Here is a 13,619-nt window from a genome sequence, read left to right on the forward strand (position 1 = left end):
CCCCACCTCAGGGGCTTCTTCGTTTGTGCCCATCATTAAAGCTGTTTCAACAATACCTCGAGTTCGTCAAGCCGTTGCTTTAAGCGCTGCTCTGACACCGGGAATGCCGTACCCAGTTGCTGCGCAAACGTCGACACCCGAAACTCTTCCAAGTACCAGCGAAAGTCTGTGAGTTCCTGTGGCACAGCCGTACCTTTTGCGACCAGCCCGTAAAGCGACTGCCACCGTTGTTCCAATCGCTCAAATAACAATAGGCGAACACGATCTTTATTTGGATCGACTGGCAGCTTCTCCACCCGCTGAGCAAGCGCTTTTAAGTAGCGTTCCGCATCCGCTAATCGCGCAACCCCAAAATCACTAACAAATCCCGGGTAGACCAAGCGCTGCAGATGTGCTTTAACGTCGCCATAAGACTGCACCAGTGGCAATGGAATCTTGCCTTTGGTCGCCTTTTGGATCTGATGGCTAAGCAGTAAACAACGTTCGACATGTGAAGCAATCCGCAACGTCTCATCATTCAGCTCAGCACGAATCGATTGCGTCAATACTTTGAATTCAGATTCATTACTTGGTAGCTGTGCGCCGATTAAATGATCGATCGCAGCGAGCATACAATCTTCAATCAATGCTTCGACCTTGCCCCAAGGATTAAAGTACATCGCCAATTTAGCTTTGTTCGGCAACTTCTCACGCAAGTACGCCACCGGCGAAGGAATTTGCAGCATCACGAGTTTGCGTAAACCTTGTCGGTGCGAACGTTCGGCTTCATCGGCACGATCAAACACCCGAATCGCAACGGTTTTACCTTCATCTTTAAGTGCTGGGAAGGCCTTAATCGCAAACCGACCCTGCGTCTTTTCAACTGGCTTGGGTGCTTGACCAAAAGTCCAGTCGGTTAATCCCGTCTGTTCAATGTCATCACCGGCCGTGGCTTTGAGTGTCGCATTCAACGTCGGTTGCAGTTCCTGCTGCAATTGCTTTAAGTCGCGACCACGAGCAAGCACCTTATTGTCGCCATCCATCACTCGGAAGTTTATCCGCAAATGCCGATCAATCTGCTGCCAGTCCCACGCATCGGCAGGAATTTCAACACCGGTCATGCGCTTGAGCTGATGGGTTAAAACGGGTAACAACGGATCCTCGCCCACCCCCGGATTACCGGCTACAGCTTGCAAAAATGCTTTCGCATAGTTCGGCGCCGGCACGAAGTTTCGTCGCCATGCTTTTGGCAGTGACTTAATCAAAGCGATGACCAACGCTTCTCGAAATGCCGGAACCTGCCAATCAAACCCTTGCGCACTGACTTGATTGAGTACAGGCAAAGGAATATCAACAGAAACGCCATCGTCAATATCACTCGGTTCAAATACATAGGTCAGCGGTAACCGCAAACGGCCTTGCACCCACTCATCAGGGTAATCAGCCGCGGTCACGTGCTCAGCCTCGTGTTGCATGAGCTGATCACGGCTAAACTGGAGGATGTTGGGCTGTTGCTTACGCGCATCCTGATACCATGCAGCTAACCGTCGTTCGTCATAAATATCCGCTGGTAGCTGCTCGTCGTATGCCTGAAATAAGGCTTCTTCATCAATCAAGATATCGCGTCGACGAGATTTTTCTTCCAGTTCTCGGACACTGGTGACTAAGGCTAAGTTTGCCCGGATAAATGCTAACGGCTTGCGCAGTTCTCCGGTGACTAAGGCTTCACGTATAAAAACTTCACGAGCGACTATGGGGTCAATCGGCCCATACTGCACGGTCCGTTTAGGGACAATGAGCAGACCGTATAAAGACACTTGCTCGGTCGCGACCACGGCACCGCGCTTTTTCGAAAAACGTGGCTCATGATAATTGCGCCGAACTAAATGCTCGGCGACCGGCTCAATCCACTCCGGTTCAATTTTCGCCGCATAGCGAGCATAAAGACGACTGGTTTCCACCAGTTCCGCGGCCATTATCCATTTCGGTGCGTGTTTAAATAATCCTGAGCCAGGGAAAATAAAGAAGCGACTTTGACGAGCCCCTAAATACTGGTGCTTCTCATCCTTCTGGCCAATCTGCGACAACAAACCGGTCAATAATGACTGATGAATTTGCTGGTAGGTTGCCGGCTCGCTGTTGATACGCAAGCCCAGTTCGCGCACGACCTGACGCAGTTGCGCATACAGATCCTGCCACTCGCGAACGCGCAAGTAATGAATCAATTCCTGTTTACAGAGGCGGCGAAATTGATTACCGCTGAGGCTCTTCTGCTCTGCTTGTAAATAATCCCAAAGCTTAAGATAACTGCTGAAATCCGATTGTTCATCATGAAAACGCCGATGCAATTCGTCTGCTTTTTGCTGCTTATCATGCGGACGTTCACGCGGATCTTGGATGCTCAACGCGGCGGTAATAATCAGAGTTTCGCGCAAAGCATGTTGATCTGCTGCGGCTAACAGCATGCGTCCTAATCGGGGGTCAACAGGTAAACGCCCTAACGCTCTTCCGATAGCAGTTAACTTCGGAGGCTTCCGCCGCCCTTGCGGTACCATGGCACCGAGCTCTTCGAGGAGGCGAATGCCGTCATTAATAAAACGGTCGTCTGGGCGCTGTAGGAAGGGAAACTTGCGTATATCACCGAGTTTCAAGGTCGCCATTTGCAACACAACAGACGCTAGGTTGGTACGCAAAATTTCTGGATCAGTGAATTCAGGACGATTTAGAAAGTCATCTTCACTGTAAAGACGCACACAGATACCTGGCCCGATTCGGCCACAACGACCTGCTCGCTGATTTGCGCTCGCTTGCGAAATCGGCTCAATCGGCAAGCGTTGTACTTTGGTACGATAACTATAACGTGAAATCCGCGCGGTTCCAGGATCGATTACATAGCGAATACCCGGCACCGTCAACGAAGTTTCAGCGACATTGGTCGCTAAGACAATTCGCCGCCGCCCCTGCGGTTGAAACACACGATTTTGTTCGGCGGCGGAAAGTCGGGCATACAAGGGTAAAATTTCAATCGACTCGCGACTGTTACGAAATGTATCCGCCAATGCATCGGCACTATCGCGAATTTCTCGCTCGCCACTGAGAAACACGAGAATATCCCCCGGCCCTTCGCGGACAAGCGACTCCGCGCTGTCACAGATACCTTGAATGAGGTCAAGATCGATTTCGCCGTCTTCAGTTTCACGCAAAAGCGGCTGATAGCGAATCTCAACCGGATAAGTTCGGCCGGATACTTCAATCACCGGCGCATTCTTAAAATGTTGTGAAAAACGGTCGGTTTCAATAGTCGCCGAGGTAATAATAACCTTTAAGTCGGGACGTTTATCGATGAGTTGCCGCAACACACCAAGCAAAAAGTCGATATTTAAGGAACGTTCATGAGCCTCATCGATAATAATTGCTGAATATTGTTTTAACAGTCGATCACGTTGCAATTCAGCCAACAAAATACCATCGGTCATGAGCTTGATAGCGGTTTGTTGCGATGACGTTTCTTGGAACCGAATCTTAAAACCAACGGTTGTGCCAATCGCTTCTCCGAGTTCATCCGCGATCCGCTGCGCGACTGAACGAGCCGCAATTCGCCGTGGTTGGGTGTGTCCAATACAGCCGAGTTCGCCAAATCCCATTTCAAGAAGCATTTTCGGCAGCTGTGTGGTTTTCCCAGAACCCGTTTCGCCGGCTAACACGATCACTTGATGCTCACGAATCGCTTGTTGAATGCGTTCGCGCTCAGCGACGACCGGCAGTTGGTCCGGGTAATTAAAATTTCGTGTGAGTGACGTGTCCATGCTTTCCAGATTCATTAGGTTATCATTAGCCAGTGCGATTTTGGCCAAAAATAAAGGCCGCCAAGTTTAACAAAACGGGCGGCCTATGTAGATGGATTTTTAACGTTAGCGATTTTGATATGAATCTTTTAAATGCAGATCAATTGCACGCAAAATATCCGTTCGACTAATAACCCCAACCAGCGTACCGGCATAATTGAGAACAGGATAGAGTTTCGGCTTCTGATTGCCTAACTGTTGAGCCAAATCCAGAATCGCCATATCACTATTCACGGTCAGAACGTCGCCGTGCATGCAATCTTCGACGTTGGCTGTTTGTTCCTTGTGATACGTGTCCTTGAGCATAGCGGCAAGACAATCCTGTTCTGACAAAAAGCCGATGACGGTGCCATGTTCATCGACAACTGGACCACCGGTTTGCTGTGCTTGCACTAAGAGTGCTACCGCTTCTTCAATCGGCATGGACCGAGTAAATTGCAGTGGGTATCGATTCATATAGTCCGCTACTTTCATCGAACGCATAAATACTACTCCTCTTGCTGATAAATCCCGATCGTTAGCTCACCGTTCACTAAACTACCACGATACATACCCTCGGTGTTGAACGGCATACTGACCTGTCCTTGGCGGTCAAGAATAATCACGCCGCCAGTGCCACCTGCGGGCAATAAGGTTTCATGAATGACATAGTGACCCGCGTCCTCGATTGATTCGCCAAGATATTTCACACGGGCACAAATTGCTGCCGCGACATGAAAACGAATAAAGTATTCACCATGACCGGTCGCTGACACCGCGCAACTATCATTGTCAGCCCAAGTTCCCGCACCGATAATGGGTGAATCACCGATCCGTCCATATTGCTTAGCCGTCATGCCGCCGGTTGACGTACCCGCGACTAGATTACCTTCGCGATCTAGCGCGACTGCGCCAACAGTGCCCATGTTGAACGCAGGGTCCCAATCGACGTGTTGGGCTATTTGGTCACCGGTATTGTGTTGTTCACGTAAACGTTCCAAAGCACGTTCAAGCTGCTGGAATCGATGTTCGGTATTAAAATAACTATTCTCAACTTGCTCTAAACCTTGTTCACGAGCAAACTGCGCTGCACCTTCACCACTTAACATCACATGGCGGGAGTTTTCCATAATCGCACGGACTAAAGCAATCGGACTACGCACCGTTTTGACGCCGGCAACGGCTCCCGCATCCATGGTGTCCCCTCGCATGATCGACGCATCGAGTTCGTGCTCACCCGTATAGGTATAGACAGCGCCACGCCCAGCATTAAACAATGGATTCTCTTCCATCAACTGAATTGCAGCGATCACTGCATCGATACTCTCACCACCTTGTTCAAGTATGGCATAACCGGCTTGGAGCGCTTCAGTAAGTGCTTGTTGAAACTCAACTTCACGCTCAGCCGACATATTCTCGCGGGTAATCGTACCGGCACCACCATGAATCGCAATAGCAATGGGTTGCTCAGTGGCTTGCATCGCAGTTGCTGGCAGCGCACTACTCGCAGCGAAACCTGTCGCTAGCGCTAAAGCTGTCAATTGAATACTAAGTTTACTCATTCACGTTCCCCTTGATGATTGTTATAAGTGTAGACGCTGTAGGAAAAAATGCCGACTCGTAAGACGGAAACACAGGCCTATTATTTGACTAATTTACGCTATTATCAGCATGACTTCCGCTCGCACTCAACCATTTCGCGATGGTATGCTTAGTGTCAAAGATTAATCCACGTTTGCTTTCCAGCAATAAATCCTGAAAGCAACGCCGTGAGAGTACTATGACTGCAACGATTTATTGGTATGACTATGAGGCTGGCGGGGTCAATCCTCGTGCCGATCGCCCGATGCAATTTGCCGGCATCCGCACAGACTATGACCTGAATACTATCGGCGAGCCGCTTAGCGAGTATTGTCAGCTCGCGCCCGACTACCTGCCCCATCCAGAAGCTTGTTTAATCACGGGGATTACGCCCCAGAAAACCCTTCGTGACGGCATTCCAGAGTTTCAATTTGCCAACAAAATCCACCAACAGTTTAGTCAAGCGGAAACAACCATCTGTGGTTATAACTCAATTCGCTACGACGACGAAATGACGCGTTTTCTGTTCTATCGCAATTTCATCGATCCTTACGCTTACAGTTGGCAGGATGGTAATTCGCGTTGGGATTTACTCACCCTAGTGCGGGCTGCATACGCGTTGCGCCCAGAAGGCATTGAGTGGCCACTGAACGACGATGGTCGCGTGACACTCAAGCTCGACCGGTTAGCGCCCGCCAACGGCATTGAGCACAGTAACGCGCACGACGCAATCGCCGACGTCTATGCCAGTATTGAACTGGCTAAGCGGATCAAAAACACACAGCCAAAGCTCTACCAATACAGCTTCAGTATTCGTCGCAAGCAAGCCTTGATGGATTTAGTTCGCCGTGCAATCAACGAACAGCAGCCTTTGGTGCATGTTTCAGGACATTACGGCAGTGACCAGCGGTTTTTGAGTTTGATATTGCCCCTCGGCTTTCATCCTGACCAAGCGAATCAAGTCATTGCTTGGCGGCTCGATTATGACCCGACACAATGGGCCGATGCAACCCCTGAGTACATTCAGGCGCAGCTGTATGCAGCAACGGCTGAACTCGATGGTGAGCGTCCGGGACTCGTCACTGTAACGCTTAACCAATGCCCTTTTCTAGCACCGGTAAAAACCCTCTTGCCTGAGCAAGCGCAAGCTGCAGGCTTGGACTTGCAAAACCTCGAGGGGCATCGACAACTGCTGATTAACTCGCCGACGTTCCGCGAACATCTGATGTCGGTGTTAACCGTCGGTCGTGCTGACGACGAATTCAATGAGGGCGAACACAATAGCGACGATGCCGATCTGGCGCTTTATAGCGGTGGCTTTCTGAGCCAACAAAGCCGTTCTCACTGTGACATGATTCGGCAAGCAACGCCGGAACAATTAGCTGCATTGAAGTTGCCGTGGGACGATACGCGTATGCCAGTTTTGCTATTTCGATATCGGGCTCGCAACTTCCCACACTCTTTGAGCGCGGGAGAAATGCAACGCTGGCAACAACATTGCAAAGACCGTATTTTGCATGGGTCAGCGAAGTTTTTAAGTGTCGACGACTATGTATTGAAGCTTGAGGAGCTTGCTGAAACGCAGCAGGATAATGCCGATAAAATGCGAATCATTAAAGCCCTTGCCGACTATATTATGACGCTTTAAAAAAGCTTAGTCTTAATCCATAAAAAAGCCCCGCTACTCGCGGGGCTCTATTATTTTCACTTCAGTTCTTCGTGCTTAGAATTGGAAACCTAAGTTGAAGAAAATACGACGACCAAGGTTGTCGTATTGTGAGTACAGCGCCGCATTACCGACCGCTGATGCACCTGCAGGGCTCACACGAGGTGGCTTCTTATCAAACACGTTAGCGACACCGAAGGTTAAGTCAAGACCATTGTCCATGACGGTACCCGCTGATAACGTGTGATAGAAAGTCCGTGGAGCTTCAGCAACGAAACGAATATCTTCGCCACGATAGCCTGTAAGATTGCCGCGTGTAAACATGCTGTAGTTGTCGACTGCGTCGTAGTAACGAACAGACCAGTTAAAGCGCCAATCGTCACGCATCAATGTGGTGTTTAAGGTACCTGAATGTTTCGGGTTACCCATACGACCAACAAACTGAGTACGTGCGCTATCCGGGAATTGCAAGAACGAACGCTCAAGCTGAATCGTGTGATCTAAACGAATACGCAACATACCCCAAGGCGTTTCGTCAGTGTATGACAAGACTAAGTCAGCACCACGAATCTTCTGCTCTGAAATGTTGGTATAACCACCGCGTACTTCGATGATGTTGTAGTTACCCGCTGTACCATCGTTACGATCAAACTGCGCACAGAATGGTTCGTTAGCAAAATCTTCTGAAGTGTAGCACAAGTTCAATACCTGACCACTTCCGACGTTACTGACCTGACCGTTAATGACAACGTCATAATAGTCGATTGAACCAGCGAAACGGTTCTCTGGGCTTGAATAGACTAAACCAATACCTTTCGATACTGACGTTTCTGCTTCAAGCGAGCCGAAGCCACCACTGGTGACTGCCGTTGCTGAACCAAAGTTCAGAGCGTAGTCACGTGGAATGCCGTCCGCCGCACAGTTTTCTGCAACGATTGGGTTGATTGTACCGTCGTCTTGACGTGCACCCCAGTTCCAGCATGGATCACTGCTCTGGTTAAAGAAGCTGGTCTGGTCTTTCAGGAACAGTTCATACAGTGCAGGTGAACGGAACGACGTACCGCGTGACGCGCGCATACGGAAACCATTCGCGATGGTCCAGTTTGCACTCACTTTATAAGTCGTGTCGCTACCGTAAGTAGAAACGTCAGTCCAACGACCAGAAGCCGTCAGGTCTAAAGCTTCCATCAGTGGTAAGTCACGAACCAGTGGGATTTGGAACTCAGCATAGGCAGCTTTCGTCGTTGAGCGACCTGCTGTGATACCTGAGCTTGTCATACCCCAGCTGTTGTTCAGCATGGTTTGCTCGCCCGGAGTATCCTGGATTTCATCCGTTTGATACGCCACACCCACCGCTGTTGCGACCGTACCTGCTGGTAAATCGAACAAGTCACCGGTGATATACGCATCTAAGGTATCTTGCTTATAGATGGTTTTACCGTAGTCCATGCCGAACAACAGGTCACGGGTACCTTGGTCAAAGTTACCGTAGATGTAATCCGGTGTGAAAAAGTCGATTTCATAACACGGACGACCTGAAACTGGCGTCAGTAGACCTTCACAAGGATCGCCCCAAATCGCATTTGATGCCATTTCTAAACCATCGCGAAGGATGATCTTGGTGTCATATTCACCGCGGTTGATGGTGCGCTGATAAGAAACGTCCCAGTTCCAGAAACCAATTGAACCTTCGAGGCCAACAACGGCTCGCGAGTAGTCGATTGTCGTCACACTTCCTGAATGGTCAGTAACTGCTGTTGGGTCAAGATAGACAAAGCCATCCCATCCCGGAACTAAACCTGCCCATGCAGGAATGAAGGGTTCCCAGAATTGGCGATAGCTGTTAATCGTTGTTTGACGGTTTGAATGCATTAACTCCGAATACATTGAAACGGTGTCAGTTAAATCGTAGTCACCTTGGAAGAACAACGACCAGCTCTTCGTTTCTGGGATCATACTTTGTAAATCTTGGAATGGGTGATCCGCTGGAACCCAACCATCCGTTTCTTTCGAATAACCGACTGGCAACCAGCCTGGAGGGGCAGAAATATCACCTGGGTTCATTGGTGTATAACCCGGGCTACCGTTCTGACGATGCCAGCCGCTATAATCGAACGCAGTGATCTGTGAAGTATAGTTACCTGCACCAGCGTTCCATAACCACATACCATAAGGTAAGTCGTTACAGTGATAGTCACCGGTAATTGGATCGATTGGATCAGCCCGCTCACCAGTTACTGGATCAAAGAAATATCGTTGGCCACAAGCGAAATGATCACGGTCGCCGCGCTTCATTTCTGTTTGTACATTGTAGTCGGCAACAATCCGCATCGAACCACGGTCAAACGAACGACCCATGGTACCGTTAATACGGAAGGTTTCACCGCCAGACTCTAACGGCTGACTCATGCTCACGTTGACGCTCGAGTCGTCGCCACGTTTAGTGATGATGTTGATAACACCCGCAACTGCGTCAGAACCATACAGTGAAGAGGCGCCGTCTTTCAGGATTTCAACGCGCTCTACCGCAGAGATTGGCAGGGCATTCATGTCGAATGCAGAAACCTGTCCACGTGTACCTGCCGGTCCAGCACGACGGCCATTCAACAAGACGAGTGTACGGTTTGCACCAAGACCACGCATTGAAATGGTTTCAGTACCCGCACCACCTTCGGTAACTGAACCGACGGTCATCGCCGAGATGATTTGGTTTGAACCCGATGCAACGGTTGAGGTCCGGAGTAGTTCACCCAATGTACCTAGACCCTGCTCGGTCGCAATTTCAGCACTGATAATGTCAATTGGAGTCGCATTGTCGAGACCGTCTGTACGGATCCGCGAACCAACCACCTGGATACGCTCAGGACGTTCCTGTTGCGCCTGCTCTTCTTCTTCATTTTCGTCTTGTGCGGAAGCAACGCCGGCTAATGCCATTGTTGACGCAGCCCCAAACGCTAGGGCTAGACGAACTGATTTACTCAGTTTTGTATTTGTAAACATTCCAAGACTCCCTGGTACATTGCTCATACTACATTTTATACAAACATGTAGTTTAGTGATGTAAGCGTAAGTTTTATTATTCGAGACAGCTGCAGCTGTCGACTGCCCATTCAGGCGCTACAAAGGCATTAAAAACCCAAATTAACAGTCAAAAACTGAGACTGACACCTCATATTAAGGTTAAATCCATGTTAATTGCAACGTTGATGGCCCAAATTAGCGAGAAAGTTCAGAATAATTTACAAAAAAAAAGCACCAACTCCGCAGAGTTGGTGCAAAAAGAAACTACAAAATGTACGTTTTCTCGTCGTTAATTAGAAACTATAAGAGAAGTTCACAAATGCACGACGGCCTAATAGTTCATACTGCGATGCAAACAACATGGTGTTACCCGCGGTGTTTACTGCTGCAGGAGAAGCTTGCGGTGGACGCTTATCAAATGCGTTCGCTAAACCAAGTGTGATGTCCATGTTATCCATCAGTGTTTTGTTCACTGAGAATGAATGCATCAAATAGGTTGGAGCGTCAGCGATGAAGCGCACGTCTTCGTCACGATAAGTAGTCAGGTTACCACGAGTGTAAAGGTGGTAGTTTGACACTTTGCTAACGTACTGGATGTTCCAGTTGAAACGCCAGTCGTCACGCGTCAAGGTAGTATTCAACGTACCCGATTGCTTAGGGTTACCTAAACGGCCGATATACTGAGTCGGTACGCTATCCGCAAACTGTTTGAAGTAACGCTCGATTTGCGTCATGTGGTTCAAACGCATACGAATGTGACCAAACGGCGTTTCAGTTTGATAAGTCAAGACTACATCAGCACCGCGAATACGCTGCTCTGAAGTATTCAGGTAACCACCACGTACTTCGTCAACACCCCAGTCGAAGTTGTTTGCTTCAGTACCAGTACGGCGATCGATCTGACGGCAGAATGGTTCGTTTTCAAAACCATTTTCTGAGAAGTAACACTGGTTCAATACGTTTCCGCCAGCAACATTCGAAATCTGGTTGCGGATGGTCACGTCGTAGTAATCGACAGATGCGGCGAAGGTATTTTCAGGGCTGGTATACACTAAACCAACACCTTCAGAGGTTGAAGTTTCAGCGTTAAGAACGCCTGCACCACCACCGGTAACTGAAGTCATTGATCCACCAACACCAGCAACATAGCTTTCTGGAACGCCAGCAGCTTGACAGTTAGCCTGAAGGATTTCGTTAGTTGACTCAACCCAGTTGATACATGGATCAGAGTTCTGACCTAAGAAACCAGTTTGACCTTCAAGATACAATTCGAACAACGCTGGAGCACGGAATGAAGTACCACGTGAAGCACGTGCACGGAAACCGTTACCGATGGTCCAGTTCGCGCTCAACTTATAGGTGTCACCGCTACCGTAGGTATTCACACGCGTATGACGTGCAGATGCAGTCACATCTAACGCTTCAATTAACGGTAAATCACGTAGTAATGGAGCTTGTACTTCAGCAAAAACTGCTGTAGTTGTTCCGCGACCCGCAGTAATACCTGCAGAGCTTAAGCCCCACGAGTTACCATTGCGCGTGTGGAAGCCTGGAGTATCTTGGATTTCGTCAGTTTGGTAAGAAACACCGACTGCCGTTGCAAGCGTACCGTGCGGTAAATCAAACAAGTCACCCGTGATATAACCTTCCACTGTGTCTTGCTTATAAACCGTTTTACCTTTGTCATTGCCGAATAAGAAGTCAGCAACGCCTGGACCCAGATCAGTTCCACTTAGATGGCCATGGGTAAACCAATTGACTTGCGTACATTGGCGACCTGAATATTCAGTTACACCAGTACAGTCATTTAAACCAAGTAAATGCTCATGCGCCATGACCATCGAGTCAGCAAAAATGATCTCTTGCTCGTACTCACCACGGTTCAATGAACGCTGCCACGAGGCTTCCCAGTTCCAGTAACCAATTGAACCTTCAAGTCCGGCAACAAAGCGAGTGTAATCGACAGTCGTTTCACTGCTATAGTGGTCCGTCAATGCAACTGGCATGACTGCTAAACCAGCTCCATTGTCCTGCCAGCCCGGCAACGTATTAATCGGGATGTAAGATGCTAAGTCAGGGTTATTGGTCCAGAATTGACGCACGCTGTCAATTTTGGTGGTCCGCTGACTGTGCATCAACTCGAAAAACGCTGACATGGTGTCAGTGACGTCGTAATCCGCTTGCTGGAAGATCGACCAAACAATTGACTCAGGGATCATGGTCTGGTTACGATGCAAGTCACTGGTGTTGTCTAACCAACCATCAGTTTCTTTCGTGTGACCAGCCCAGTACCAGCCGTCTGGAGCTGATACGACGAACGGATTACCGTAGTCGCCGCCAGAGGCTAAGTGTGGGAAACCGAAGCCAGTGTTGTCATATTGGAAACGACCCATGTGGTTGTTCCACAAGCCATAACCAGAACCATTACAGTGATACTCACCGGTGCGCGGATCGATCGGATCAGCACGCTCGCCTGTGGTTGGATCGAAGAAATAACGCGTTGGGCAACCAAAATGGTCACGGTCGCCGCGTTTCAAGCCCGTATTATGGTTATAGTCGGCAACAACACGGTATGAACCACGGTCAAACGCAGTACCCCAAGTACCGTTAACACGGAAAGTTTCTCCGCCTGAGTCAAACGGCTGGCTAGCAGTAACGTTAATGCTTTTCTCGTCGCCACGCTTGGTGATGATGTTGATTACACCCGCTACGGCGTCAGATCCATAAAGCGAAGATGCGCCATCTTTCAAAATCTCAACACGCTCAACCGCAGAAACTGGCAGTGCGTTCATATCGAAAGATGCGACCTGACCACGCGTACCTGCAGGTCCAGCACGACGACCGTTCAACAACACGAGGGTACGGTTTGCGCCAAGACCACGCATCGAAATGGATTCCGCACCAGCACCACCGGCGGTGACAAAACCAACCGAGTAAGCTGAAATCAGCTGGTCAGAACCCGATGCAATCGTTGACGTCCGTAATAATTCACCAAGGGTGTTTAAGCCCTGTTCGGTGGCAATTTCGGTGCTAATGATATCAATCGGAGTAGCATTATCTAAGCCGTCAGTACGAATCCGTGAACCAACAACTTGAATTCGTTCTGGACGATCGCTTGAGCGAGCTTCGCGCTCTTCTTCATCGTCATTTTCTTGTGCGCTGACAGTACCTGCTAGTGCCAATGTTGAAGCGGCACCAAATGCAAGTGCAATGCGCACAGATTTAGTTAATCGTGAGTTTGTAAACATCCCATTACTCCCTGGAGATTTCTCTACTGTAAACAGCAGTAAATCTGCGTGTGTGTATGTTATTTTTTTGCGGCAAAACTTTACTCGCAGTCAATAACCAACCACTTACAAAGTTCGCCTGACGCCCGATACTAGGGGTAATGGATGTAGAGCAACACCGACTTAAACGCTAATTTTGCACGTTTCATCGCAATCTTTACAAAAAAGGTGGAAAAACACACAATTAATATACCTCTGGTTTTATAAGTCTCTATCTTACATACACTTACATACGCTGAGGAATGTTAAAATTAAAATTTA

The 13,619-nt window shown here is 48.9% G+C and carries 6 protein-coding genes; 1 reads left to right on the plus strand and 5 read right to left on the minus strand.

Translation table 11 applies throughout. The features are described from left to right. Window positions 1-35: 35 nt before the first annotated feature. The 3 genes from hrpA to LAT77_RS00400 form a co-directional block, all read right to left on the minus strand. Window positions 36-3,800: an ATP-dependent RNA helicase HrpA gene (hrpA, locus tag LAT77_RS00390; protein WP_290562556.1), complete on the minus strand. Its 3,765-nt coding sequence runs from the start codon at window positions 3,798-3,800 to the stop codon at window positions 36-38. Between the two features lie 90 nt (window positions 3,801-3,890). Further along, window positions 3,891-4,307 carry a CBS domain-containing protein gene (locus LAT77_RS00395; protein WP_290562557.1) on the minus strand — a complete coding sequence of 139 codons (417 nt, stop codon included), beginning with the start codon at window positions 4,305-4,307 and terminating at the stop codon, window positions 3,891-3,893. A gap of 5 nt (window positions 4,308-4,312) precedes the next feature. Then, window positions 4,313-5,365, minus strand: coding sequence for an isoaspartyl peptidase/L-asparaginase family protein (locus LAT77_RS00400; RefSeq protein ID WP_290562558.1), 1,053 nt, complete (start codon window positions 5,363-5,365; stop codon window positions 4,313-4,315). Window positions 5,366-5,583: 218 nt separating this feature from the next. Here LAT77_RS00400 and sbcB point away from each other — a divergent pair, with 218 nt between their 5' ends. Next, on the plus strand, window positions 5,584-7,032 hold the full coding sequence (gene sbcB / locus LAT77_RS00405; RefSeq protein ID WP_290562559.1) for an exodeoxyribonuclease I: 1,449 nt from the start codon (window positions 5,584-5,586) through the stop codon (window positions 7,030-7,032). A 75-nt stretch (window positions 7,033-7,107) separates the two neighbouring features. Here sbcB and LAT77_RS00410 read toward each other — a convergent pair whose 3' ends face one another. Both LAT77_RS00410 and LAT77_RS00415 read right to left on the minus strand, forming a co-directional pair. Further along, window positions 7,108-10,050 carry a TonB-dependent receptor gene (locus tag LAT77_RS00410; protein ID WP_290562560.1) on the minus strand — a complete coding sequence of 981 codons (2,943 nt, stop codon included), beginning with the start codon at window positions 10,048-10,050 and terminating at the stop codon, window positions 7,108-7,110. Window positions 10,051-10,364: 314 nt separating this feature from the next. Continuing rightward, the gene (locus LAT77_RS00415) at window positions 10,365-13,319 is read right to left on the minus strand and encodes a TonB-dependent siderophore receptor (RefSeq protein ID WP_290562561.1); all 2,955 of its coding nucleotides are present in this window, start codon (window positions 13,317-13,319) and stop codon (window positions 10,365-10,367) included. Window positions 13,320-13,619: the final 300 nt, after the last annotated feature.

Source organism: Aliidiomarina sp. (assembly GCF_022565475.1).
In the GTDB taxonomy this organism is placed as follows: Bacteria; Pseudomonadota; Gammaproteobacteria; order Enterobacterales; family Alteromonadaceae; genus Aliidiomarina.

Excerpts from the sequence above, each read along its gene's own strand:
- LAT77_RS00410 (WP_290562560.1), bottom strand. The coding sequence starts at position 10,050 with ATGTTTACAAATACAAAACTGAGTAAATCAGTTCGTCTAGCCCTAGCG.
- hrpA (WP_290562556.1), bottom strand. The coding sequence starts at position 3,800 with ATGAATCTGGAAAGCATGGACACGTCACTCACACGAAATTTTAATTAC.
- sbcB (WP_290562559.1), top strand. The coding sequence starts at position 5,584 with ATGACTGCAACGATTTATTGGTATGACTATGAGGCTGGCGGGGTCAAT.
- LAT77_RS00400 (WP_290562558.1), bottom strand. The coding sequence starts at position 5,365 with ATGAGTAAACTTAGTATTCAATTGACAGCTTTAGCGCTAGCGACAGGT.
- LAT77_RS00395 (WP_290562557.1), bottom strand. The coding sequence starts at position 4,307 with ATGCGTTCGATGAAAGTAGCGGACTATATGAATCGATACCCACTGCAA.
- LAT77_RS00415 (WP_290562561.1), bottom strand. The coding sequence starts at position 13,319 with ATGTTTACAAACTCACGATTAACTAAATCTGTGCGCATTGCACTTGCA.